Raw genomic sequence first — 26031 nt, forward strand, 5'->3', positions numbered from 1 at the left:
GAGGGACGTCTAATGCGCGGGGTTGGCCGGGTCCGGCCGGGGCGGAGCGAACGCGATGCCGTCCGTCAGATGGCGGTGCACGGCCGGCAGGTGCTCGAGCGCGAGCGCCGGATACGCGTGATGCACCTGGTGATAGCCGATGTTGCGCGGATACAGCACGAGCTTGCCGATCCAGCCGAACGTCATCGTGCGCGTCATCCGCCAGATCGATTCCGGCGAGCGTTCGTCGATCTCGACGTGGTCGTGTTCGAGCAGCACGCGGTTCGCATTCATGATGCCGCCGACGATCCACGGCAGTCCGTAGTACGTGAAGAACGGCAGATCCCAGTGCACGACGGCGGCGATCGCGAGCAGATAACCCGCGCAATGCGGCAGGTCGGCGCGGGCGCACGCGATGACTTCGGGGTGACGGCGCAGATCCTGGCGTGAGCGGTCCTGCATGAAGCCGCGTGCGTACCACGGCCGGAACGCGGGCCATGCGAGCGCGAGCGGCGCCATCAGCGCACGCAGCGGCCACCAGACCGGCAGCAGCGCGCCGCGCAGCATCATCGCGCGTTGCACCCAGCCGCCGCGTGCGGCCAGCCGGTGCAGGTACGGATCTTCGGCGGTGCCGACCGCGCGGTGATGGCGCAGGTGGTGATAGCGCATCGCGGCGATCGACGAGCCGATCGTCCAGCCGGCGAGCGCCTCGACGAGCGCGAGCGGCAGCGTCATGCGCCGCGCGGGAATATGGCACGCGTCGTGCAGGATCACGCCGAAAGCCTGCAGCCGGCCCGCGATCAGCAGCACGGCGGCGACATAGACGAACGGATTCGGCACGAAGCGGATCGCGGCCCAGCACAGCAGGATGCCGAGCCAGTCGACGCACGCATAACGCACGAGCCGCCACGGCCGCGCGCCGGCCGCGAACGGTAGCGTGCGGTTCAATTCGGCAGGCGTCGGCAGGGCGGATGGGCTGGGCATTCGGTGAGGTCGGGCGCGCCGTCGACGGCGCGCATGCAGGCATATCGGTCGGCAATATACACCGGTTTCGGGCGACGAGCGCGAGCAGTTCCTGGCCGGCCCGATCTCATTCCGGCGGGCATCGGAACCGCCCGGTAAGCCGTTTTTGCGCGGGCGGTTCCGGGCGAGGCTGCGGGTTCGTTACCCGAGCAGCCGCAACGCGTCCGCGAGCGACAGTACCGTCGTGCGCGATTCGAACGCGGTGGAAAACAGGTGCTCGTGGACCACCGGGTCCGGGTCGTAGCAGCAGTCCTTGACCGTATACAGGCGGAAGTCCGCGTCGCTCGCGTAGCCGATCGACGACAGCATCACGCCGGTCGACGCGATGCCGACCATGATCAGCGAATCGACGCCTTGCGCGACCAGCCGGGCCTGCAGATCGGTGCCGAAGAACACGCTGGCGCGGTGCGCGACGATCAGCGGCTCGTCGGCCTGCCGGCCCAGTTCCGGCGACGGGCCGTCGTCGATGAAGAGGCCGAGCTGCTTGATGCCTTGCCCATTCTTGTTGCGCGGGCTGACTTCCGGATAACCGGGGCTGAACCGGAGATTGGCGAACCAGACGCCGACGCCGCCGGCCCGCGCCGCGTCGCATAGCCGGCGCGTATTGGCGAGCAACTCGGGCGCGACCGACGGAAAGAGTCCGAGGATGTCGGTCTGGTAATGCATGACGAGCAACGCGGTTTTCGATGGTTCGATGGCCGGAATCCGGGGCGCCGTGCTTTCAGCGTGTGTGTTGCCGTTGTCGCCTGTGTTGGTGCGGGTTGCCATCGAGATATGCGATACGTTTTCCTGATTCATGAATGACGTTCTCTCGTAGTCGGTTCGGTAGTTCGGAAAATCGATCTGTTCGTATGCGTGGTCAATCGCGTCGGCATCACATCGCCGCACGCCGGGAATATACTGGCGTGCAATTCCCGGGGTGCCAACCAACGCCCGGTGAGAAGCGATCTTATTCCAGGGTGTAACGACGCGAGCAATATTTCATGCCGATTACCGGATTCAATCACTACAACCTTCGCGCGGATCGGTCGACGCTCGACGTGCTCCGGGACTTCTACGTGAACATCGTCGGCCTGCGGGAAGGGTATCGCCCGCCGTTCAAGAGCTTCGGGTACTGGTTGTACGCCGGCACGAACGACGTGCTGCATCTGACGGAGGCGCGACCGGACGAATCTCGCCCGTCGCATACGGTCAATACGTTCGATCACGTCGCTTTTTCATGTGCGGACGTCGAGGACATGACGCTTCATTTGATCGAAGCCAAAGTCGCATATACGCGTGAGTACGTTCCGCTTACGGGCCAGGTCCAGATATTCTTCAGCGACCCGGTTGGTAATGGTGTCGAGTTGAATTTTTGCGCAGGCTGAATGACTGCTTGGTGTATTCGGTGATGGACGCGGTCGCGTCTTGTCAGTGTCGCCATTCGAAGTTGGAAAGCACGGTTTGCTATCTCGACGTCGTTGTCCACGATGTCCCTGAGATGGCGGAGCAGAGGGAGGGTTGATGGCATCCCGGCCGGCGAGCGGTCGCTAGCGGCCAGGAACCGCCGTTCGATATCGAAGCTTGGGTCGTCGACAATCATCCGCAGCATTTTCCAGTATGGAGGCTGACATGGAACTCAAAAGAAGGTACACCAGTCATCAGGTTGCTCGCGGGACCATGCCCGACGCGCAAAAATTTAACAGGATGTATCTGATAAAAAACGTGTCCGCTCTCCGAGCAACCTATCAAGTCCGACTACTTGCCTTGATGGCCGTCGAGGGCAAGAAGCAACTCATCATTCGCGTACCAAAGGGCTGCGTTTTCCACGAATCGCTCGAAGAACTGATGAGGTTGTATAAAAAATCAGTCGTTCGGGAGGATTTCTGATGGGTCTCTATCTATGTGTGTTTGATGATGGTGGCGAGGAGGTTGATGGTGTTGAAGTCGGCTCGTACGCGGACTTCAATTTCCTTCGCAATACCGTTATCGATTTGGTGGAGAGCGGGTGTTTCGCTACACGCTGCCCTGTTCTAGTTAGCCACTCGGACTGTGACGGTCAATGGAGTCCGGAAGAAGCATCTCTGCTCTTGGCTGAACTTGATCTTATCCAGACCGCGTTCGCCAACGCCCCTGCGATTGCGCTTAACGCGGATTGGAAAGAGGATGTGGCGAGAACAACGGGCATCGATCCGAAAAGTCTGCTGGATTGCTTCTTCGACGTTGACGGTGAACCACTCATTCAACGTTTACGTGGGTTGGCCACGCTTAGTGTTCAGACGAATGCGGCCATTCTCTTTCAATGAGCTGAACGTGAGGCGCCGCTCGCTTACTGAATGACCGGTTTGAGGGAGCGCGAAAGGCAGTCACGGGTCGATGCCGGACGTCGACTTCGCGCGGAAGCGCATCGTTCGATGCGCTTCATGGACGGCACCGCACCGATGGACGCAAGAGTCGAATTCCGGTCCCGGTCGAAACAGCGGCCGTCCAATCGTGGAGTAGTATTCCCCGATGTCCAAGTTATCGCTCGGCCTCTGCGGCGCACAGCCAACCCATCCGTGACGAGGGCGGCAAGCTCGTTAAAGGGTTTGGAAACGGCTTCAACGATACGTGTGGTGGCGTCGGCCGTGACGACGGCATTGATGGGAAGGCATCATGTCAACCGAGTGGAAGCACCGCGTCAGACTGTTTATCCAGCGTTTCTGGCAGCCGACCAGTGCGTGCATGACCTGCATGCCGGGGAGCTGGGGCAATATCATGAGCTTTGCCCACTGGACCATCGCATTTCATACAGGTCTGCTTACTGGACTCCTGGCTGTACTTTTGACTTTCACGCCTGCGGCGAAACTCTACGCGCATCGATACGGCAATGCGCTGGTCGTTGGCGCCCTGACGACGTTGGGCGACGCCTACTCGCACACGAGTCACTACCGTATCCCCTATGTCGAGCACTTCTTGACGGGGGCAATTTCAGGTCTCTTGACGCTGGCGGCCTCATATCTCTTCGAAGACCGCGCGCGACGGCTTCGGGCGGTATGGGCTCGGGTTTTCGGATAGCTTCTCCTCTGACTTTTTGAACCCACCGGGCTAAACGGAAAGAGGCTCCCCGGTGTGGCTACGCTGCATGAAGCGCATGGACAGCGGGAACTCGCGACCGTTTCAAGCTCGGCGTCAGGGCGCGGCCAGAAGCGGACGCCCGATTTCGTCACTCAGCAGTTGACATCCCCCTCTGCGAGCTGGCACTCGGCTAATATCGAACCATGATCGTCCGGGTTTCAAGCGAGACGGAGCGCGACCAAATCGGATAGACCGGACAATATCAAAAATCAATTTTTCGAGGCTGCTCTATGGGTGTCGCTGTTGCGGGAATCGCATTTCGTTCTAAAGATATCGACCGGCCTATCAATGAACTCGTGTCTGAGCTTTTCAAGTGCCCGTGTCGAGAAATTGCGCGACCGAATCAGTGGGAGTTCGATATCCGCAATCCGTCAGACGTCATAGTGGAGTTCTTTCAGGACACATGCTTTGTCTACAACAACGAACTTGTGTGGGACATTCTGGATAATCAGGAAGCGGACACGAGTCATATCTTCGCTACGCTGAATCGGCCGAAGCTCATCCTGGGATTCTGCAACTACGATTCGGGCGGCAGCTACGGCTACGTGTTTATCGAAAACGGCGTCAGAACGCGATCCCGCTTGGAGACAATTGCGTCCCCCGGTCGCGCTCCCCTTCGGGAGCACGGACTACCCAAGGAGTTCGAAGCTCGTTGGCTAACTGCGCCGTCATACCTCGAAGAGGACGAAGACTCGCCCCCGGAAGACTTTGTCCGTATCTACTATCTCCCAGACGAGAATCTCCAGGTGACTGAGTTTTCGCTGACTTCACGGATGCTTTACGAAGCGCTAGTTAATAATTTCGGTGTCTGCCCGTGGGATATGAACGCGCAATTGAATTCCAGGTTCTTTAGATTGGAACCGAAATTGGTTGAGAATTCCACGCCGACTCGTCCTCAAGAAGCGGGCGGCGTCGGACATTCGGTAGCCACTTCAGAAGAAGCTATTGTCGCACCTAAGAAACGTGGGGTTTGGTCCAGAGTCGCTTCAAAGTTTGGCCTGTCGAAATAGCCATCTCTGCTTGACCGAAAACTGCAATACTGGCTACTGGTACGAAATGAGAGCGATCGCGGTAGTTCGCAATGGGCGGTTGATGATATGAGCGGCCACTTTCGGCGCGTGTGAAAGACCGCTTCGGGTCGGGAAGCGCCGATCGCGGCCGACGGCTACCGGCCAAAAGCAGCCATTCGATAGCCTGGATGGTGTTTCTCCTCTTAACCAATGAACAAATTTCGTGAACCATCGGAGTCAGGAAAACAATGAGAACTTCTTGGAAGAAGGCGACTGCGGTCTTTACATTTCTCCTGCTTCTTGCGGGGGCAGCTTCCGGGTTGGAGTCACAGCAGAGTTGGGAGGTTAGTGGTACGGATGCAGACGGCACCGCTCGGGTCGCACGTATTGTCGAGAGGCGATTCAAGGAAATCAAGCCGAGTCTCTTTGATTCAGTGAGCGCACAGGTAAACGGCAACCTGGTTTCAATTCGCTTCACTGGATGGCGGCCAAGCTCAAAACAACTGGATACGTTGACACAAACGAAGGGCAAGCTTCGCATCACACTTGAAGTAGCTCCTGCGGAGCCATTGATAACCGAAAAGGATGTTGAAAAATCAGGATTCTTGGCGAGTTCAGAGGTTGCGATTCGATTGACTGATTCTGCGGCGCAGCGCGTGGCGACACGTACAGCTAACGCAGCGGGGGGCTTAGTCGTCGTGCAATGGGATGGGCGGGCCATTGCACGGTTACGAGTCGCTGGTCCGTTGCATCGTGACATCGGAATTTCTGCAACGTCAGTGGAGGATGCTCAGCTCATGAGCGCCGTTCTCACCTCGGGCCCACTCCCCGAAGGCGTATCGCTCAAAGCGCGATAGCCCGCGAGAGAGGATGCTGGGCAGACGCTGTAATTGCGAAATGACAATCAAGTCACCATATATTGAGCGCGCTGTGCAAATCGCCGTTGGTGCCGGAAACCCAGTGCGACAAATTACGGAGGGGTGGACCAAGGTTCACCAAGTCGTACATATGCGCGATGTCTTGGTGCCGGCGCTGCGCGATGACATACAGCGTGAGGTGCCCTCGTTGCGCTACTGGTCAACAGAAGGAACTCCGCACAATGCTCCCGAGGAGGGTTTCTTGTGCGACGAATGTGGAGTGGGGCTGGTGTTTCCCACGAACTAGACAACGGCTGGCGGTCCGATATCGGCCAGTTTCGGTCACTCGACCTCCGTGCTTGGATCGTTGACAATTATGCGAAAGCGCATCGCATCCCGCGTGACTGAAACAGGTGAGTACATGCAGTCGGAGCTTCCTATGGCTGATGCCGTGCCACGCGGTATCGACAAGGCAAAAATTCTATCCCAGGTGCGCAACAAGTTTGCCGGGGCACTGGCCAATGACACAAAATGGAACGAACTGATTTCTTTCATGCGCGGTCTGGACGGATGGCGACCTTCCTACCGTTCAAAATGGGTCAACGGCCATGTGTCGGGGTGGGATGTCGAGTGGTTCTACCACCTGCCGTTTCCATTCGTGGGAGTCGAATGGATTGATATCGGGTTACATGAGCAGGCTTCGCTCAGGCACGAGGTCATCGATCACTCAGTGCTTGTTTTGAGTAAGCTCGCGGAAATAGGCTTCGAATTTGAGGCGAGAGGTGACGTTGCCAGAGTCTGGGGTTATGCCCCGAAGTCTTATGAAGATTTTCCGCCAAAAGCATTGCTCTGACCGACTCGGCGCCAGTCAGAAGCGATGCAGATCGGAGTGCGAGAATTTTCGGCGGCTCGAGCTTGCTCGTCCGACTTGGTAAAAATTTCTCGGGCAAGACCGTGCTGGGGACTTGAGCGCCTTGCTTCACCCCCTCAAAAAATCGACCTCCCCGTATAAGTCGTCAACCACTCCAACGCCAGCGTCCCCGCCAGCGAGTTCCCATTCGCATCGAGCCCTGGCGCCCAAACACACACGGCCATCTCACCAGGCAGCACCGCAACGATCCCGCCACCGACGCCGCTTTTCGCCGGTAACCCGACCCGATACACGAAATCCCCCGCCGCATCATACGTACCGCAAGTCAACATCAGCGCCGACAACCGCTTCGCGGAACTCGAATCGACCACCCGCTCGCCCGTCGCCGGCGCGACGCCACCGTTCGCAAGAAACAGCGCGGCGCGCGCGAGCTCGACGCAGTTCATCGTGATCGCGCACTGGCGGCAATACGCATCGATCACCGTGTCGGGCGGCATCTGCATGTTGCCGAAGCTCGCCATGAAGTGCGCCATCGCGCGGTTGCGTTCCGCGTGCTGCAGCTCCGACAGCGCGACGCGCGAATCGTAGTCGATGTCGGTGGTGCCGATCAGCCGCCGCACGAATTCGACGAGTGCCGTCTCGGCCTTCACGAAGCGGCGGCACAGCACGTCGGTGACGACGAGCGCGCCGGCGTTGATGAACGGATTGCGCGGCTTGCCGCGCTCGCTTTCGAGCTGGACCAGCGAATTGAATGCGTTGCCGGATGGTTCGCGGCCGACCCGTTCCCACAGTGCGTCGCCCAGCATCTGGAACGCGAGCGTGCACGCGAACAGCTTCGAGATGCTCTGGATCGAAAAACGCTCGTGCGCGTCGCCGACCGTGTAAACATGTCCGTCGAGTGTCACGACGGCCATCCCGAACTTGTCGGCGGGCACTTTCGCGAGCTCGGGAATGTAGTCGGCGACCCGCCCCTGGCCAATCCAGGGGGCGAGTTCGGTGTGGATGCGTTCGAGGATCGTCTGGTAATTCATAACATCAGGCGGGTAGGTGCGCGGCCCGGATTCCGGCGAGCCCGTATGGAACCGTTTCGGCGCCGATTCGTCAAGCGCGCCCGGCATCGCGCCCTTATTTTTGAGACCGGCAAACGGACGAGCGGCAGGCGCAGTATCATGCGGTACGTTTCGGCCGATGGCCGGTGCCCGGCACCAGCCGGCGCCGCCGTGGCTTCCCCGATGAACCGACCGCTGCCCATGCCTTTTCGCATCCTGCTCGTCGAAGACGACACCCGCCTGTCCACGCTGATCGCCGGCTACCTGCGCAAGAACGACTATGAAGTCGACACTGTGCTGCACGGTGACGCCGCGGTGCCGGCGATCCTGTCCATTCGCCCCGATCTCGTCATTCTCGACGTGAACCTGCCGGGCAAGGACGGCTTCGAGATCTGCCGCGAGGCGCGCAAGCAGTACGACGGCGTGATCATCATGGTGACGGCGCGCGACGAGCCGTTCGACGAGCTGCTCGGCCTCGAGTTCGGCGCGGACGACTACGTGCACAAGCCGGTCGAGCCGCGCATCCTGCTCGCACGGATCAAGGCGCAGCTGCGCCGCGCACCCGTGCGCACGACCGAGAGCAACGCGCAGCAACCCGAACGCTACGCGTTCGGCAAGTTCTCGATCGACCGCACCGACCGCACCGTCGTGCTGCCCGACGGCAGCACGCCCGATCTGACGTCGGCCGAATTCGACCTGCTGTGGGCGCTCGTGTGCCATGCGGGCGAGGTCGTCAGTCGCGACGACCTGATGCTGCAGTTGCGCGGCGTCGAATTCGACGGCCTCGACCGCACGATCGACGGGCGCATTTCGAAGCTGCGCCGCAAGCTGCGCGACGACGCGAGCAACCCGCAGCGGATCAAGACGATCCGCAGCAAGGGTTATCAATTCAGCAAACACGCGTGGGAATGACGCCGCCTTTGTGCGACGCCGTCACGTCCCGCGCGGGCATTCCGCCCGCTAGACGGGAACCACGATGATCCGACGAACCCGTTCGCACCCCGATGCACCGCCGCTGCCGACGCTGCGCTACGTCAAATGGCGCTGGCTGCATTTCCGCCGTGCGTGGACCGATACGCGCGCCGACCGCATCCCGAGCTGGTCGCGCCTTTATGTGCGCACCTACCTGCATCTGCTCGGCCTCGTGCTGTTGACCGCGCTCGTGCCGGCGCTCGCGCTGTGCGTCGAATTGTCGCCGCAGGTCGTGTGGCATTCGTTCGACTCGCTGCCGGGCGACATCTGGATCGTGATCGCGTTCGTGCTCGCCGCGCCCGCGCTCGCGGCCTATCGGTGGATGCGGCCCGTCTGGTCGGATCTCGTGATGGTGCGCGAACGCGCGATCGACTTCACGGGCGGCCGCTTCAACACGCGTGCACGCGAATCGCACAGCGTGATCATCGGCCCGCTGGCGCGCACGTTGAACGCGCTCGCGATGCGCATGGAGCGGCTGATCGCCGCGCAGCGCGATCTCACCAACGGCATTTCGCACGAATTGCGCACGCCGCTCGCGCGCGTGCGCTTCGCGCTGGAGATGCTGCGCGAGCCGGCTTCCGCGGCCGAATACCAGGGTGCGCTCGAGAGCATCGCGCAGGACGTGACCGAGCTCGAGGAACTGATCGACATGAGCCTCACGTTCGCGCGGCTCGAATACAGTTCGCTGCAGTCAAACCTCGAGATGACCGCGCCCGTCGCGTGGTTCGAACACCAGATCAAGGACGCGCAGCTGCTGTATCCGGAGCGCACGATCGAGGCGCGCATCGCGCTCGAGTCGGACTTGCGCGTGAAGATGGACCGGCGGCTGATGTCGTACGCGATGCGCAACCTCCTGCGCAACGCGAGCAAGTATGCGCAATCGCGGATCGTCGTCGGGATCTCGCTCGTGCACGGCAACATCGGGATCTTCGTCGAGGACGACGGCCCCGGCGTGCCGGAGCAGGAGCGCGAACGGATCTTCGACGCGTTCGTGCGCCTCGACCGCCGCACCGGCGGCTACGGGCTCGGCCTGTCGATCACGCGGCAGGTGCTCCATGCGCACAACGGCCGGATCGCGGTCGTCGATCCGGTCGAGCTTGGCGGCGCGCGCTTCGAGATCAGCTGGCCGGTCTAGCGAGTCGCTGCACGAGGCCGAAGCCTCGGCAGCAACGAAGGTCGCGCGCGCTCAGTAAGTGCGCCCGAGCTGCAGGTAGATGTTGCGCCGCCCGCCCGGTGCGAGCGCGATACCCATATACAACGGGCCGAATGCGGTCGACAGGCTCGTGAAGAACGTATAGCTCTGCTTGAGCGTACCGCCACCGACCTTCACGCCGCTCGACCAGACATTGCCGACCTCCGCGCTGGCGCCGATCGACAGCGCCTTGATCGGCGACGCATTGAACGTCATCAACTGATTCATGTAGGTGACCTGTCCGTACGCGAGCTCATTGCCGTTCAACTGGTCGGCCGCATAGGCCGACAAATGCTGGAAGCCGCCGAGCGTGAAGTTGAACGCGTTGATCAGGTTGGTGCCGCCGATACTCTTGCCGCCTTCGATCGTCGCGCTGAAGCTGTGCCGGCCGAACTGCTGCGCGATCATCGCCTTGCCGTAGATTTCGGTGTACGGCGCGTCGGTGACCCCGTCGGCGAAGTCCTGCGCCGATTCGCCGTTGCGCGATACCAGCGAGCGTTCGACGCGCAGTTCGGTGTAGTAGCCCTTGCGCGGGAACATCGGATCGTCGAGCTGGTCGATGACGAGGCGCGCGCGCGCAACCAGCGCCTGCGACGTGAAGCTGGGCCACAGCAGCGTCTGGCCGGTGCCGTCGTCGAACGGCAGGTTGTAGGTCGGCGTGCCGTGGCCGGTCACGTAACCGAGACCGATCCGGAAATCGCCGAGCCGCGCGATCGGCAGGCCGAAATCGATCCCGGCGCGCGCCGTCTGCATCAGGTACTGCGTCATCTTCACGTCGCCGGTGGAGTCGTACAGGTTCGCGTAGCGGCGCTGGTATTCGGCGTAGGGCGAGATGTAGACGCCGTACGCCATCGACAGCGGCTGGCGCAATTCGACGCGCGCCGACTGCAGGTCGCTGCCGATCGTCGTGTCCGCGCGGAACTCGAGGCCCGATTCGGTGAGCCACGGCCGCCGGTAGCCGACATGCAGGCGGAAGCCGCCCTCGTCGGTCGAACTGCTCGACATGCCCAGGCCGAACAGCAGGAAGTTCGGTCCCCAGTATTTTTCCCGCGCGTTGATCTCGAGCACGTTGTCGTCGCCGTGGCTCACGACCTGCTGGGTGACGCTCTCGAAGTTGCCGCCCGTCGTCAGCCCGAGCAGATCCTGGCTGACGGTCTGCGGATCGTAGAGATCGCCGGGCTTCACGTGCAGCGCGTCGCTGACGACGCGCTTCGGCACGCCGCCGCTCGTCTTGATGTCGATGCGCGTGATCCGGACCGGCGGCGGCAGCGGCTGCGCGTGCGCGGAGCGGTAGGCGGCGTATTCCTCGGGGCTGAGCGCGTAGCGCTTCAGGCGCGGCAGCGCCGCGGTTGCCGCCGCTTCGCCGGCGGAGATGGCCTGGCGCGCGTTCTGGAAATCGGTGAAGCCGAGCGAACCGAGCGCGGGCGTGAGCAGCACGTCGTTCGCGGTGATCTGCTGGCGCTGGGCCGATACGTTCTGACGAATCAGGATGCCGACCATCTGCTGCATCACGTCGGCGGGCGATGCGAGCGCATCGAGCGGGCGCAGCTGCGAGCCGATGTCGACGGCGATCACGACGTTCGCGCCCATCTGCCGCGCGGTGTCGACCGGCAGGTTGCTGACGAGGCCGCCGTCCACCAGCGCGCGGTCATTGATCTCGGCCGGCGCGAACAGGCCGGGCATCGCCATGCTCGCGCGGATCGCGAGCGGCAGCGAGCCGTGGTCGAGCACGACCATCTGGCCGGTCTGCAGGTCGGTCGCGACCGCGCGGTACGGGATCGGCAGGCGGTTGAACGGCTGGTTGGTCGGCACGGCGGCCGTCCAGTTCGCGAGCAGCGCTTGCAGCCGGTTGCCCTGTACGAGGCCGACCGGTGCCTTCACGCCGTTCTTGCCGAAGCCGAGCGTCAGCCCGTTGATGTACAGGCGCTCGTCTTCCCGGCTGGTTTGCGGCAAGTCCGCGCGCTCGACCACGTCGAACGCGATATCCGCGAGGTTGACCTCCGACAGTCGCTTCTGCATGTCGGCGGCGGCCATCCCGCTCGCGTACAGGCCGCCGACCACGGCGCCCATGCTGGTGGCCGCGATGCAGTCGACCGGGATGCGGTTTTCCTCGAGTACCTTCAGCACGCCGAGGTGCGCGTAGCCGCGCGCGCCGCCGCCGGACAGCACGAGGCCGATCGACGGGCGGCCGGCCGGGCCGCCGTCGGCCGTGCAATCGTGCGTGACGGCGGGCGTCGGGGCGGCGGCGGCTGCGACTACCGGCGTGCCGGGTGCAGCGGAGGCGGGCGCGGTGGCGGTGGCCGGCAGCGGTTGCGCGGCGACCGTGCAGCACCAGAAGGCGACGAGCGTCGTGCAGAGCGGGCGCACCCGCGCCCAGCGGAAGAAAACGGTCGCTGTCATGGTGGAAATATCTGGCGTGATCGGGCGTCTGAGGCCTGCCGGGAGCAGGCAAGACCGAGAGATTACCGTGTTTTACAGGCGCAATGCGAGAGGCCGTCGCGTAGCCGGAAACGGCCGGAATGGCATTTTTGACAATTGCGTCGCGAAAAAATCATCGGAATTGCCTAAAGTATCGGAACGATTTGCCGCTAAGCTCGTGATAGGGCGGCGTGGACGCGCCGCGGGAATGCGGTGCGGCCGTCCCGTCCCGTTCGCTCACAAAGGTTTGATATGTCGACACCGCTGTTCGGAAAGTTGTTTGCGCAACCCGTTGCGATCGACCCTGGAACGGCGAGTACGCAGATCTACACGCATGAGCGCGGCGTAGTGCTGAATCAGCCGTCGGTCGTCTGCTTCCGCAAGGCCGGCGCGACCGACGCGCGGCCGACGCTGGAGGCGGTCGGCGAACTCGCGAAAGCGCTGCTCGGCCGGGAACCGGGGCATCTCGAAGCCGTGCGGCCCATGCGGCACGGCGTGATCGCCGACGCGCACGCGGCCGAGCAGATGATCCGCAGCTTCATCGACATGTCGCGCACGCGCTCGCGCTTCAGCCGCCGCGTCGAGGTCACGCTGTGCGTGCCGTCCGATGCGACGGCCGTCGAGCGCCGCGCGATCCGCGAGGCCGCGTTCGCGGCCGGTGTATCGGATGTCGAATTGATCGAGGAATCGCTGGCTGCCGGGCTCGGCGCTGGCTTGCCGGTGACCGAGCCGGTCGGCTCGATGGTCATCGACATCGGTGGCGGGACGACCGAAGTCGCGGTCATCTCGCTCGGCGGCATCGTCTACCGCGAGGCGATCCGCGTCGGCGGCAGCCAGTTCGACGCGGCGATCGTCAACCACGTCCGCAATCTGTACGGCGTGCTGCTCGGCGAGCAGACGGCCGAGCACGTGAAGAAGACGATCGGCTCGGCCACCAGCGCGGTGCCGCGCACGTCGACGCGCGCGGTTGGGCGCGGCATCGGCGACGGCCTGCCGCGCTCGGTCGAGCTGTCCAACCACGACGTCGCGGACGCGCTGGCCGCGCCGCTCAAGCAGGTGATCGGCGCGGTGAAGTCGGTGCTGGAAAACGCGCCGGCCGAGCTCGTGACCGACATCGCGAATCGCGGCGTGGTGCTGACGGGCGGCGGCGCGCTGCTCGCCGACCTCGAACGCCTGCTGTACGACGAGACGGGGCTGGTGGCCCGGATCGCCGACGAGCCGGCCACCTGCGCGGTGCGCGGCGCAGGCGAGGCGATGGGGCGGCTCACGATGTGCCCGGTCGACTGATTCGGCGCGGGCCAGGGCGCGCATCGCGGCGCGGCCATTCACATTCTTTCGATCTCCGGATGACCGGCTCCTTGTCGAGCGCGCTGCGGCGGCCATGTTGCCGACCGCGCGACCACGGGCCGTCGTCGATCCGCCGCGTGGACACGCGCGAGCGCGCCGTGCTAGCGTTACGCGCCCATCCGGGGCCGGGCTGGCCGATCCGCCCGACGACCTGAGAGACCGAAAACCTTGAAATACCACACCAAACGGGGCTTCGCGGCCCGAACGGGCCGCCTGCTGGCTGTCATCGCGTGCATCTGGGTCGCCGCGGCCGTCGCGCTCGTCGCGTACGGGATGCGGATGCCGAGCCAACCGGCGGACGTCGCCGTGATCTTCGGCAACGCGCTCGACGATACCGGCGCGCCGAAACCCGTGCTCGCGGCCCGGCTCGACGTCGGCGTGCGCTGCTACCGCACCGGGCAGTGCCCGGCGTTTCTGGTCAGCGGCGCGATCGACGGGCCCGGGCTGAACGAGGCGACGGCCATGCGCGACTATCTCGTGGCGCGCGGCGTGCCGGCCGACCGGATCGCCGTCGACGACCAGGGCGACAACACGCTTGCAACCGCACAGCACACACTTGCGTACCTGCAGGCGCACCGGCTGTCGCGCGTGCTGATCGTCAGCCAGTACTACCATCTTGCGCGGGCCCGTCTCGCGTTCGAGCGCGTCGGCATCGCGCGTGCCGACATCTTCGCCGCGTATCCACGCCGCTTCCAGTTGCGCGATGTCTATTCGAGCTGGCGCGAAGTGCCGGCCTACGCGGTGTATGCGCTGCGTCTGTGGGTGAATCCCGATGCGAGGCCGATTTCGTTCCGGCCGATGCTGTACCTGATGAGCCTGTTTTCCTGATGTGGCGCACGGGGGTGAACGCCTCCGGTGCCTGATTTTCTCCGCCTTCCGATTTCCTGCCGCTTCACGCCGGCCGCAGCGTTCCCATTTTTCTCACCGCCATATCAGTAATAGTTGCACGGGCAAGCGATAACGATTCGCGTTTCAGGTTCGATGCAACGCGAAAATCGCAGCGATTTCGCCGCGCACGCGGAAACCCGGCTCGTATTTGATTATTAAACGGACGCTGATTATCGGTGTCGGCAATTTGTCGGCATGAAGATATTGCGGTGCAATAATCGGCTGCATTGTGTCGAGGTCGTAAATCCGCATTTTATCGGATGCGTTGATTTCGACGTTTTTGAGAAAGATCAAAACAAGCAGGCGAAAAACCTGCGAATGCGACGGCCCGACCTGCGTTGGCGGGTAAAAAATACATGCTCGTTGACCCTTGATCCAATGGGTAAACATCGACTGGAAAATGGCAGGACTTTGATATAGCCTTGTCTGACAAAAGCAGGGCAGTAATCAAATCAACCAGAAAGTCGCTGCAGAAAAACAGGGGGCCACCGTCATGTCATTCGACTAGTTACGCGTCCGCAATCCAGGGCCGATCAACCCGCCATCGATGAATAAGCCGACGTCGCATCGCGACCGCCGGCGGGCACGCTTTTGTCCGTGATTCTCTGCTGTATGCCGTCCGGTACAACGGCAATACCAATATCAAATCCAAAACCAAAATCGAGGAAAAGCATGAATCTTGCGCGTTCGAGAAAAGCCGGCGAGCCGTTTCCGAGACTGCTGTTGCCGACGGGTGTTTTCCTGGCGCTGTCCGGAGCGGGCATCGTTCCCGCCTATGCGACCTGCAGCACGGCGGGCACGACGGTAACCTGTTCCGGCATCGCGAACCCGCTGCAGCCGAGCTACTCGAACAGCGCCAACAACGTGAACGCGACGGTCAACCCCGGCGCGAGCGTCGGCGTATTGCTCGGCGTCGGTGGCACCGCGATGTCGCTGACCGGCAACGGCGTCACGCTGACCAACAACGGCACGATCGATCCGTCCGCACTCGGCTCGGGCCTTGGCGTGCTGTCGAGCGGGGCCGTGGTCGGCAATGCGTCCGCGAGCGCGAACACCACCGTCGTCAACAACGGCACGATGAACGGCTCGACCGGCGTGGCGATCAGCGGCGTGACGGGCATGGCGCTGTCGGTCCAGAACGGTACAGGCGGCACGTCGAACATTACAAACACCGGCACGATCGGGTCCAACCCGCTGGTCGGTGCGACCCTCGTCGGCGCGGACGCGCCCGTGGTCACCGCATACGGCGGCGGCCAGGTCAACATGAACAACAGCGGCACGATCAACGGCCGCGTATCGTTCGGCTCGAACGGCACGCCCGGTCAGGGCAATACGTTCACCAACTCGGGCACGATCAACGGCGGCGTGTCGATGGGCGCGAACAGCAACAACACGTTCAATGCCGTGACGGGCTCGTCGGTCAACACGGCGGGCGGCACCGGCGGCGCGTTCAACATCACGGTTGGCCCGAACACGCTCAACGTCGCGGCGACGGGCATCGTCGACGGCGGCGCGGGCGGCAACAACACGCTCAACCTGCAGCAGGGCATCAACGCGAACGGCACGATCGCGGTCAACAACTACACCAACTTCAACCACCTCGACGTCAACAGCGGCAACTGGACGATCAACGGCGCGTCCACTGTGCAGGATGCGACGCTGAACGGCGGCGTCGCGATCATCGGCAACAATGCATCGCTCGGCACCGGTAACGTCACGGCGAATGGCGGCGCGCTGCAGGCAGGGGCGGCCGGACTCGACGTCGCCAACAACGTGACGCTGGGTGCCGGCGGATTGACCGTGCAGGGCGCGACCGGGCTCACGCTGTCGGGCTCGGTGACGGGCGGCGGCGCGCTGACCAAGAACGACGGCGGCACGCTGACGCTGTCCGGTGCGAATGCTTACTCGGGTGGCACGAACCTGAACGGTGGCGGCCTGGTGGTCGGCAACAATGCGTCGCTCGGCACGGGCGCGCTGAACGTCAACACGAACGCGTCGCTCGACACGAGCGCAAACGTGACGCTCGGCAACGCGGTCAATATCGCAACCGGCTCGACGCTGACGCTCGGCGGCAGCAACAATCTCGGGCTGGCCGGCTCGATCGGCGGAGCCGGCGGGCTCGTGAAGAACGGCGCGGCGACGACCACGCTGACGGGCGCGAACACGTACACCGGCAACACGACGATCAACAGCGGCACGCTGGCGCTGAGCGGCGCCGGCAGCCTGGCGGCAACCGGCACGGTGAACCTGGCCGGTGCGGGCGCAACGTTCGACGTGAGCGGCGCGTCGGGTGCGCGGACGATCGGCGCGCTGGCCGGTGCGGCCGGCACGAACGTGAATCTGGGCGGCAATTCGCTGACGCTCGACGGCAGCGGCAACGCGACCTATGCCGGCACGATCGGTGGCACGGGCGGCGTGACGCTGTCCGGCACCGGCACGCAAGCGTTGACCGGTTCGAACACGTACAGCGGCGGCACGAACCTGAACGGCGGCAACCTCGTCGTCGGCAGCAATACGGCGCTCGGCCTCGGCTCGGTGAACGTCAACGGTTCGTCGACGCTCGATACGACCACCAACGTATCGCTCGCGAATGGCGTCAACATCGCGACGGGCACCACGCTGACGCTCGGCGGCAGCAACAGTCTCGGTCTGGGTGGCGTGATCGCAGGTGGCGGCGGTCTCGTGAAGAACGGCGCGGCAACCACGACGCTGTCCGGCGCGAACACCTATTCGGGCGGCACGACGCTGAACGCCGGCGGTCTCGTGCTCGGCAACAACGCGGCGCTCGGCACCGGCGCGCTGAACGTCGGCGGCTCGGCGACGCTCGATACGAACGCGAACCTGTCGGTCGGCAATGCGATCAATCTGGGCACGGGCGCCGCGCTGACGCTGGGCGGCAGCAACACCCTCGGGTTGAGCGGCGCGATTGCCGGTGCCGGCAGCCTCGTGAAGGACGGCGCGGCGACCACGACGCTGACGGGCGCGAACACGTACACCGGCGGCACGACGATCAACGCGGGCACGCTGGCGCTGGGCGCGGGCGGCAGCCTCGCGGCAACGGGCGCGGTGAACCTGGCCGGTGCGGGCGCAACGTTCGACGTGAGCGGTGCAACCGGCGCACAGACGATCGGCGCGCTGTCGGGCGTCGCTGGTACGAATGTGGCCCTCGGCGGCAACGGCCTGACGCTGAGCGGGACCGCCAGCGGCACCTTCGGCGGTGCGATCGGCGGTACCGGCAGCCTGACGCTGGCCGGCACCGGCACGCAGACGCTGAATGGTGCGAGTACCTACTCGGGCGGCACGAACCTGAACAGCGGCAGCGTCGTGCTCGGCAACAACGCGGCGCTCGGCACCGGCGCGCTGACCGTCGGCGGCGCGGCGACGCTCGATACGAATACGAGCCTGACGGTCGGCAACGCGGTCAACCTCGCCGGCGCCGGCTCGACGCTGACGCTCGGCGGCAGCAACGCGCTCGCGTTGAGCGGCGGGATTACCGGCGCCGGCAGCCTCGTGAAGGACGGCGCGGCGACCACGACGTTGACGGGCGCGAACACGTACACCGGCGGCACGACGGTCAACAGCGGGACGCTTGCACTGGGTGCGGGCGGCAGCTTCGCGACGACCGGTGCGATGAATCTCGCGGGCGCGGGCGCTGCGCTCGACCTGAGCGGCGCGACGGGCGCGCAATCGCTCGGTGCGTTGTCGGGCGTCGCGGGATCGACGGTCAACCTTGGCGGCAATGCACTGACGCTGGGTGGGACCGCCAGCGGCACGTTCAGCGGCGCGATCGGCGGCGCGGGCAGTCTGACACTGGCCGGCACCGGCACGCAGACGCTGAACGGCGCGAGCACCTACACGGGCGGCACGAACCTGAACAGCGGCGGTCTCGTGCTCGGCAACAACGCGGCGCTCGGCACCGGCGCGCTGAACGTCGGCGGCTCGGCGACGCTCGATACGAACGCGAGCCTGACGGTCGGCAACGCGGTCAACCTCGGCACGGGTGCGGCGCTGACGCTGGGTGGCAGCAACGCGCTCGCGCTGAGCGGCGGGATTGCCGGTGCCGGCAGCCTCGTGAAGAACGGCGCGGCGACTACGACGCTGACGGGCGCGAACACGTACACCGGCGGCACGACGATCAACGCGGGCACGCTTGCGCTGGGTGCGGGCGGCAGTCTTGCGGCAACGGGTGCGGTGAACCTGGCCGGTGCGGGCGCAACGTTCGACGTGAGCGGTGCAACAGGCGCACAGACGATCGGCGCGCTGTCGGGTGTCGCTGGTACGAATGTGGCCCTCGGCGGCAACGGGCTGACGCTGAGCGGTACGGCCAGCGGCACCTTCGGCGGCGTGATCGGCGGCACGGGCGGCGTGACGTTCGCCAGCACCGGCACGCAGACGCTGACGGGCGCGAACACCTACACGGGCGGTACGACGATCGACGGCGGCAGCACGCTGGCGCTTGGCGCGGGCGGCAGCCTTGCATCGACCGGTACGGTGAACCTGGCCGGTGCGGGCGCGACGTTCAATCTGAGCGGCGCGTCGGGTGCGCAGACGATCGGCGCGCTGACCGGTGCGGCCGGCACGAACGTGAGCCTCGGCGGTAACGGGCTGACGTTGAGCGGCGCAGGCAACCATGCGTTCGGCGGGACGATCGGCGGCACGGGCGGCGTCACGTTCGCGGGCGCGGGCACGCAAACGCTGACGGGCGCGAACACGTATTCGGGCGGCACGACGATCGACGGCGGCAGCACGCTGGCACTCGGTGCGGGCGGCAGCCTCGCGGCGACGGGTGCGGTGAATCTCGCGGGCACGGGCGCGACGTTCGACGTGAGCGGCGCATCGGGCGCGCAGACGATCGGTGCGCTGTCGGGCGCCGCCGGTACGAACGTGACGCTCGGCGGTAACGGGCTGACGCTGAGCGGGACGGCCAGCGGCACCTTCGGCGGCGTGATCGGCGGCGCGGGCGGCGTGACGTTCGCCAGCACCGGCACGCAGACACTGACGGGCGCGAACACGTACACGGGCGGCACGACGATCGACGGCGGCAGCACGCTCGCATTGGGCGCGGGCGGCAGCCTCGCGTCGGGCAGCGCGGTGAATCTCGCCGGCGCGGGCGCCACGTTCAATATGAGCGGTGCGACGGGCGCGCAGACGCTCGGCACGCTGACCGGCGCGGCCAATACGAATGTCGATCTCGGTGCGAACGCACTGACGCTCAACGGCAGCGGCAACGGCACGTTCGGCGGCGTGATCGGTGGCACGGGCGGCGTGACGCTGGCCGGCACCGGCACGCAAACGCTGACGGGCGCGAACACCTACACCGGTGGCACGACGATCGACGGTGGCAGCACGCTCGCGCTGGGTGCGGGCGGCAGCCTCGCGGCGAGCGGCGCGGTGAACCTCGCGGGCGCAGGCGCGACGTTTAACCTGGGCGGCGCATCGGGTGCGCAGACGATCGGCGTACTGAACGGTGCGGCCGGCACGAACGTGACCCTGGGTGCCAACGCGCTGACGCTGACCGGCAGCGGCGGAACTTTCGGCGGCACGATCGGCGGAACCGGCGGCGTGACATTCGCCGGCGCCGGCACGGAAACGCTGACGGGTGCGAACACGTACACGGGCGGCACGACGATCAACGGCGGCAGCACCCTCGCACTGGGTGCGGGCGGCAGCCTCGCGTCGGGCAGCGCGGTGAATCTCGCGGGCACGGGCGCCACGTTCAACCTGAGCGGCGCGTCGGGTGCGCAGACGCTCGGCACGCTGACCGGTGCGGGCGGCACGAACGTGAACCTCGGCGCGAATGCGCTGACGCTGAACGGGACCGCCAGCGGCACCTTCGGCGGCGCGATCGGCGGCACCGGTGGCGTGACGTTCGCGGGCACCGGCACGCAAACGCTGACGGGTGCGAACACGTACACGGGCGGCACGACGATCAACGGCGGCAGCACGCTTGCGCTCGGCGCGGGCGGCAGCCTCGCGTCGGGCAGCGCGGTGAATCTCGCGGGCACGGGCGCCACGTTCAACCTGAGCGGTGCATCGGGTGCGCAGACGCTCGGCACGTTGACCGGTGCGGGCGGCACGAACGTGAACCTCGGCGCGAATGCGCTGACGCTGAACGGGACCGCCAGCGGCACCTTCGGCGGCGCGATCGGTGGCACCGGTGGCGTGACGTTCGCGGGCACCGGCACGCAAACGCTGACGGGCGCGAACACCTACTCGGGCGGCACGACGATCAACGGCGGCAGCACGCTGGCGCTCGGTGCGGGCGGCAGCCTCGCGGCGAGCGGCGCGGTGAACCTCGCAGGCGCAGGCGCGACGTTCAACCTGGGCGGTGCATCGGGTGCGCAGACGATCGGCACGCTGACCGGTGCGGCCGGCACCAACGTGAACCTCGGTACGAATGCGCTGACGCTGAACGGCAGCGGCGCCGGCACGTTCGGCGGGACGATCGGTGGCGCGGGCGGTGTGACGGTTGCCGGTACGGGTACGCAAACGCTGACGGGCGCGAACACGTACACGGGCGGCACGACGATCAACGGCGGCAGCACGCTCGCGCTGGGCGCCGGCGGCAGCCTCGCGTCGGGCAGCACGGTGAATCTCGCCGGTACGGGCGCGACCTTCAACCTGAGCGGCGCGACGGGCGCGCAGACGATCGGCACGCTGACCGGCGGAGCCGGCACGAACGTGACCCTGGGCGCCAACGCGCTGACGTTGAACGGCAGCGGCAACGGCACGTTCGGCGGCGTGATCGGTGGCACGGGCGGCGTGACGCTGGCCGGCACCGGCACGCAAACGCTGACGGGCGCGAACTCCTACACCGGCGGCACGACGATCGACGGCGGCAGCACGCTCGCGCTCGGCGCGGGCGGCAGTCTCGCGTCGGCCGGCACGGTGAATCTCGCCGGCGCGGGCGCGACGTTCAACCTCGGCGGCGCGACGGGCGCGCAGACGATCGGTACGCTGTCGGGCGCGGCCGGCACCAGCGTGAATCTCGGCACGAACGCGCTGACACTGAGCGGCAGCGGCGCCGGCACGTTCGGCGGGACGATCGGTGGCGCGGGCGGCGTGACGGTTGCCGGTACGGGTACGCAAACGCTGACGGGTGCGAACACGTACACGGGCGGCACGACGATCAACGGCGGCAGCACGCTCGCGCTGGGCGCGGGCGGCAGCCTCGCGTCGACGGGCGCGGTGACGCTCGCCGGCACGGGCGCGACGTTCGACGCGAGCGGTGCGACGGGTGCGCAGACGATCGGCGCGTTGTCCGGCGGGGCTGGCACGAATGTGAGCCTCGGTGCCAACGCGCTGACGCTGAACGGCGGCGGCACCGCATTCGGCGGCACGATTGGCGGCTCGGGCGGTGTCACGGTCGCGAGCGGCACGCAGGTGCTGACCGGCAGCAACACGTACACGGGCGGCACCACGATCGCCACCGGCGGCACGCTGCAGCTCGGCAACGGCGGCACGTCGGGCAGCATCGCCGGCAACGTCGTCGACAACGGCGCGCTGATCTTCAATCAATCCGGCAACGTGACGGTGGCCAGCGTGCTGTCCGGCACGGGCGCGCTGACGCAGGCTGGCAGCGGGCAACTGACGCTGACGGGCACCAACACGCTGAGCGGGCCGACCACGGTCAGCGCGGGCACGCTCGCCGTCAACGGTTCGCTCAGCCAGTCGGCCGTGACCGTACAGAATGGCGCGACGCTGACGGGCACCGGCACTGTCGGCGGCCTCGTGGTGCAGGGTGGCGCGACGGCGGCCGCAACGCAGCCGGGTGCGGCGCTGAACGTGGCCGGCAACGTCACGTTCCAGCCGGGCTCGACGTTCCAGGTCGCGGCGGCGCCGCAGCAAAGCGGCAGCGTCGCCGCGACGGGTACGGCGACGCTGAACGGCGGCACCGTGCAGGTGCTCGCGAACCAGAACGGCTACCAGCCGAGCACGACCTACACGATCCTCACCGCAACGTCGGGCGTGCAGGGCGCATTCAGCCAGGTGAGTGCGAACTACGCGTTCCTGATGCCGACGCTCAGCTACGATCCGGACCACGTGTACCTGCGACTCGTCGCGAACGGCACCTCGCTGCCCGACGTGGCAACGACGCCCAACCAGCGTTCAGTCGCGACCGCGCTCGGCGGGCTCGGCGCCGGCAACCCGCTCTACGACGCGGTGCTGACGACCGACGCGGGCACCGCGCGCCGTGCGTACGGGCTGCTCGACGGCGAACTGCAGGCGAGCATGAAGAGCATGCTGTTGCTCGACAGTCGTTATGTGCGCGATGCGGTGACCGATCGCGTCCGCCAGGGGCTCGCGCCCGGATCGGGCCCGCTCGCCGCGCTGTCGTCCGGTGGCGCCGCGCTGTGCGGCGACAACACGGCCGGCGCGGTCGACCCGACGCTGCCGCCGGAACGCCGGATCGGTTCGCGCGACGGGTGCTACGGCGGCACGCCGTATCAGCCGGTCGTGTGGGGACAGGCGTTCGGCGGCCGCAGCCGGCTCACCGGCGACGGCAATGCATCGACGATCAACCGCAGCATGACGGGCTTCATCGCCGGTGCCGACATGGCGCTCAACGACAAGTGGCGTGCGGGTCTGGCCGCGGGCGTCACGCACAGCTCGCTCGACAACGACCAGAGCTCGTCGGCGTCGGTAAACAGCTACTACCTGTCGCTGTACGGCGGCGCGCAGTACGGTGCGCTCGGCGTGCGCGGTGGCGCGTCGTACACGTGGTACCGGATCAACAGCGACCGTAATCCGGGCTTCGCGGGCTTCTCGGATCACGACTCTGCCGGCTACGACGCGAATTCGGCGCAGGTGTTCGGCGAAGTCGGCTATGCGCTGCCGGTCGGGCCCGTCGCGATCGAACCGTTCGCGGGCCTCGCGTATGTGAACCTGCATACCGATGGTTATACGGAAAGCGGTGGCGCGGCCGCGCTGCGCGCCGGCGGCGAGACGACCCACGTGGGCTTCTCGACGCTCGGCCTGCGCGCGGCGTCGCAGATCGGCTCGATCGCGAGCGGTACGTTCACCGCGCGCGGGACGGTCGGCTGGCGGCACGCGTTCGGCAACGTGCACCCGTCGTCGGCGTTCACGTTCGCGGGCGGCGGCACGTCGTTCCAGGTGTCGGGCGTGCCGATTGCTCGCGACAGCGCGGTGCTCGAAGCCGGCATCGACGCGAACATCACGAAGCGCCTGACGCTCGGCCTCACGTACAGCGGCCAGTACGGCAGCGGCGTGCGCGACAACGCGGTGCTCGGCAACATCCTGTGGAAGTTCTGACCGGCGCGGGGCGGCGGGGCAGGCCCGCCGCCCCGGCCATCAGAACGCGATTGACCAGTTGGCGTATAACGCAGCGCGCTGCTCGAGCTGATAGCCGTTGAGGTTCTGCGCAACGGGCGTCAGGTACTCGACGCCGATCCGGTGCCCCTTGAGCGGCCCGGAGCGGAATACGGCGTTCAGGCCCGCACCGACCTTCAGCACGCGGCCGCCATAGTTGCCGGGCAGATCGTCCGGGCTGGCGACGTGTACGGGGCCGTCGTAGGCGCCGCGGATCGCACCCTGCGCGGTGTAGTTCAGGCGCGCGGACGCGCTCAGCCACGGCGTCAGCCGGAAGGCGCCCCAGGCGTTCGCCTCGAACCGGTTGCCGACACGGTAGCCCGAACGGTTTGCGTGCTGCATCGGTAACTGCGCGAGCGCCTGCGCGCCCCAGCTCCAGCGCTGCATCTGGCCGGTATACGTGATGCTCGGGATCGCATCCCAGGTACCGGTCCCCATCTGCATCCCGTAGTGGGCGAACGTGCCGTCCCCGTTGCGGCGCGACACGGAGCCGGTCGGCATGCTGATGCCGAGGCCGGCATGCAGGTGATGACGGCCGTCGTCGTACAGCCGGAACAGGCCTGCGGCGACCGTGTCGCCGAGCCCGGACGCCCCGTGCGACATCTCGCCACCGCCCGTCCCATGTCCGCCGCCGTGCCTGCCGTGTCCACCGTGTCCGCCGGACAGTCCCTGCATCGTCATCGGCATGTCCATGTACATCGGCATCACCATCAGGTTGAATGCGTCGCTGGGCGCGTACATCAGGTGCAGCATGTGCATGTTCATCTGCATGCCGGTCGGCTTCATCGTGTAGCCGGCCATCGCGAGCGCATGATCGTCGACGCTTTGGCCGTCGCGTTTCACGGCGCCGCCGGTGTTCTGATGCGAGTACGTGTAGCCGATCATCCAGCCGCCTTTCTTGTGCATGTGGTCATACATGACGCCGGCGGGCGCGTGGCTGTCCGGCGTGAGGCCGGCGACGGGCGACTCGTGCGCGACGGCGGGCGTCGCGGCGAAGCCGACGGAGAGGGCGACGGCCGTTGCCGCCGAAAGAGCATGGCGCTTGAGCGTCGGAAAGCGATGGGTAAACAATTTGGATTCCTATGGATGATTCGTGCATGCAAAAAACTGCGCGCAGCGTGTCCCGTACGCGGCGGCGAGAAGCCGCCGTGCAGCCGGATGACGCAAGACCGGAACGAATGCCCGCGCGGCCGTGAATTCAACCGGCGCGCGGCGGGCCGCGCGAGAACGCGTGCGGCCACGGCGGCACATGACGAAGCATCCGCGCGCGTGCGGCCGGGGGCCGTTCGGCGAACGCGAGGAGGGGCACCGCTTGCGGCGGCAAGGGCGGAAGGCCGAAGCTTCCGGCGTGAACATGGCAAAACGGGCATGTATCGTCGCCGTGCCCGTGATGCGCGCCGGTATCGTGCGCGGGCGTGCCGGCATGATCCGCGTGCGCGCCATGACTCTCGTCGGCGAGATGCACGAGTTGCAGCACGGCCCGTGTCGTTTCCGCGTCGTCGCGCCAGGCTGCCTGCACCGACGTGATCGCCGGCGCGAGCGCATTCAGCAGTACGGCGAAGATGGCGACCCGCGCGGCACGACGCATCGGGCGGGCGACGGACGACAGCGGCGAGGGCACGGTCACGGCAGGGCGACGGTCAGTCGCCGGCGCGGGGATCGCAGCCGAGGCCGTGGTCGATATCGGCGCGCGCATTGCGCTCGGCGTCGTGCATCGCGCTCAGCTTCGAATCGAAGCCGAACATCGACGCGACGATGAAGCGGCGCACACGTGGCGGAGCGGGATGGCGCGTACGGAGTTCGTAGACGCCGTCCCAGCGCTGATTGGCGCGTTGAACGGCGAATACGCCGTACTCGCGGTCTTTGTAGTGAACGAATTGCATGGGGCGGGTGGAAGTCTTGTGATGACGAACGGCCGTGTCGGCTCGGCGTCGCTGAACAGGGCGCCATTCTTCGCGACGCACGGCGGGCCGGCCATCAATGTCAACAGAATCTCAAT

The 26031-nt window shown here is 65.9% G+C and carries 21 protein-coding genes; 12 read left to right on the forward strand and 9 right to left on the reverse strand.

The window, feature by feature from the left end:
* Positions 1-9 precede the first annotated feature (9 nt).
* Positions 10-963: a fatty acid desaturase family protein gene (locus ACN22W_RS18635; RefSeq protein ID WP_419688930.1), complete on the reverse strand. Its 954-nt coding sequence runs from the start codon at positions 961-963 to the stop codon at positions 10-12.
* Positions 964-1143: 180 nt separating this feature from the next.
* A complete protein-coding gene (locus tag ACN22W_RS18640) occupies positions 1144-1800 on the reverse strand; it encodes a cysteine hydrolase family protein (RefSeq protein ID WP_419688931.1) in 657 nt (218 codons plus the stop codon).
* Positions 1801-1985: 185 nt separating this feature from the next.
* Between ACN22W_RS18640 and ACN22W_RS18645 the strand changes: the two genes are divergently transcribed.
* The 7 genes from ACN22W_RS18645 to ACN22W_RS18675 all read left to right on the forward strand — a co-directional run bounded on the left by ACN22W_RS18645 (position 1986) and on the right by ACN22W_RS18675 (position 6818).
* Positions 1986-2369 carry a VOC family protein gene (locus ACN22W_RS18645; RefSeq protein ID WP_419688932.1) on the forward strand — a complete coding sequence of 128 codons (384 nt, stop codon included), beginning with the start codon at positions 1986-1988 and terminating at the stop codon, positions 2367-2369.
* A gap of 244 nt (positions 2370-2613) precedes the next feature.
* A complete protein-coding gene (locus ACN22W_RS18650; RefSeq protein ID WP_419688933.1) occupies positions 2614-2871 on the forward strand; it encodes a hypothetical protein in 258 nt (85 codons plus the stop codon).
* Positions 2871-3287: an Imm70 family immunity protein gene (locus ACN22W_RS18655; protein WP_419688934.1), complete on the forward strand. Its 417-nt coding sequence runs from the start codon at positions 2871-2873 to the stop codon at positions 3285-3287. The genes ACN22W_RS18650 and ACN22W_RS18655 overlap by 1 nt, the downstream gene beginning before the upstream one ends.
* A 349-nt stretch (positions 3288-3636) precedes the next feature.
* Positions 3637-4038, forward strand: coding sequence for a hypothetical protein (locus ACN22W_RS18660; protein ID WP_419688935.1), 402 nt, complete (start codon positions 3637-3639; stop codon positions 4036-4038).
* Between the two features lie 290 nt (positions 4039-4328).
* Entirely contained in the window at positions 4329-5108 is a 780-nt protein-coding gene (locus ACN22W_RS18665; protein ID WP_419688936.1) for a hypothetical protein, read from the forward strand.
* A gap of 248 nt (positions 5109-5356) precedes the next feature.
* Positions 5357-5965: a hypothetical protein gene (locus ACN22W_RS18670; RefSeq protein WP_419688937.1), complete on the forward strand. Its 609-nt coding sequence runs from the start codon at positions 5357-5359 to the stop codon at positions 5963-5965.
* Positions 5966-6404: 439 nt separating this feature from the next.
* Positions 6405-6818, forward strand: a complete 414-nt coding sequence (locus ACN22W_RS18675) for a DUF6678 family protein (RefSeq protein WP_419688938.1) — start codon at positions 6405-6407, stop codon at positions 6816-6818.
* A gap of 134 nt (positions 6819-6952) precedes the next feature.
* On the opposite strand, the gene ACN22W_RS18680 is transcribed toward ACN22W_RS18675, so the two are convergent.
* On the reverse strand, positions 6953-7867 hold the full coding sequence (locus ACN22W_RS18680) for a glutaminase (RefSeq protein ID WP_048245780.1): 915 nt from the start codon (positions 7865-7867) through the stop codon (positions 6953-6955).
* Positions 7868-8086: 219 nt separating this feature from the next.
* Here ACN22W_RS18680 and ACN22W_RS18685 point away from each other — a divergent pair, with 219 nt between their 5' ends.
* Positions 8087-8797: a response regulator gene (locus ACN22W_RS18685; protein ID WP_048245782.1), complete on the forward strand. Its 711-nt coding sequence runs from the start codon at positions 8087-8089 to the stop codon at positions 8795-8797.
* 64 nt (positions 8798-8861) lie between these two features.
* Positions 8862-9992, forward strand: coding sequence for an ATP-binding protein (locus ACN22W_RS18690; RefSeq protein ID WP_419688939.1), 1131 nt, complete (start codon positions 8862-8864; stop codon positions 9990-9992).
* Positions 9993-10043: 51 nt separating this feature from the next.
* Here the strand turns inward: ACN22W_RS18690 and ACN22W_RS18695 are convergent, their stop codons facing one another.
* Positions 10044-12449 (reverse strand): patatin-like phospholipase family protein, encoded by a 2406-nt coding sequence (locus ACN22W_RS18695; RefSeq protein WP_419688940.1) that lies wholly within the window; start codon positions 12447-12449, stop codon positions 10044-10046.
* Between the two features lie 270 nt (positions 12450-12719).
* On the opposite strand from ACN22W_RS18695, the gene ACN22W_RS18700 reads away from it, so the two are divergent.
* Together ACN22W_RS18700 and ACN22W_RS18705 are read left to right on the forward strand one after the other, a co-directional pair.
* Positions 12720-13754, forward strand: coding sequence for a rod shape-determining protein (locus ACN22W_RS18700; RefSeq protein WP_048245785.1), 1035 nt, complete (start codon positions 12720-12722; stop codon positions 13752-13754).
* Between the two features lie 228 nt (positions 13755-13982).
* On the forward strand, positions 13983-14642 hold the full coding sequence (locus ACN22W_RS18705; protein WP_129515498.1) for a YdcF family protein: 660 nt from the start codon (positions 13983-13985) through the stop codon (positions 14640-14642).
* A 144-nt stretch (positions 14643-14786) separates the two neighbouring features.
* Here the strand turns inward: ACN22W_RS18705 and ACN22W_RS18710 are convergent, their stop codons facing one another.
* Both ACN22W_RS18710 and ACN22W_RS18715 read right to left on the reverse strand, forming a co-directional pair.
* On the reverse strand, positions 14787-15092 hold the full coding sequence (locus ACN22W_RS18710; protein ID WP_419688941.1) for a hypothetical protein: 306 nt from the start codon (positions 15090-15092) through the stop codon (positions 14787-14789).
* A gap of 143 nt (positions 15093-15235) precedes the next feature.
* The gene (locus tag ACN22W_RS18715) at positions 15236-15376 is read right to left on the reverse strand and encodes a hypothetical protein (RefSeq protein WP_164992049.1); all 141 of its coding nucleotides are present in this window, start codon (positions 15374-15376) and stop codon (positions 15236-15238) included.
* Here ACN22W_RS18715 and ACN22W_RS18720 point away from each other — a divergent pair.
* Positions 15375-23975 (forward strand): autotransporter-associated beta strand repeat-containing protein, encoded by an 8601-nt coding sequence (locus ACN22W_RS18720; RefSeq protein ID WP_419688942.1) that lies wholly within the window; start codon positions 15375-15377, stop codon positions 23973-23975. The two genes, ACN22W_RS18715 and ACN22W_RS18720, sit on opposite strands and share 2 nt — an antisense overlap.
* A gap of 39 nt (positions 23976-24014) precedes the next feature.
* Here ACN22W_RS18720 and ACN22W_RS18725 read toward each other — a convergent pair whose 3' ends face one another.
* The 3 genes from ACN22W_RS18725 to ACN22W_RS18735 form a co-directional block, all read right to left on the reverse strand.
* Positions 24015-25103: a hypothetical protein gene (locus ACN22W_RS18725; protein WP_419688943.1), complete on the reverse strand. Its 1089-nt coding sequence runs from the start codon at positions 25101-25103 to the stop codon at positions 24015-24017.
* A gap of 127 nt (positions 25104-25230) precedes the next feature.
* Positions 25231-25653, reverse strand: coding sequence for a DUF2946 domain-containing protein (locus ACN22W_RS18730; protein ID WP_419688944.1), 423 nt, complete (start codon positions 25651-25653; stop codon positions 25231-25233).
* 19 nt (positions 25654-25672) lie between these two features.
* A complete protein-coding gene (locus ACN22W_RS18735) occupies positions 25673-25915 on the reverse strand; it encodes a hypothetical protein (RefSeq protein WP_419688945.1) in 243 nt (80 codons plus the stop codon).
* Between the last annotated feature and the right edge of the window lie 116 nt (positions 25916-26031).

This window comes from Burkholderia theae (assembly GCF_048565265.1).
In the GTDB taxonomy this organism is placed as follows: domain Bacteria; phylum Pseudomonadota; class Gammaproteobacteria; order Burkholderiales; family Burkholderiaceae; genus Burkholderia; species Burkholderia theae.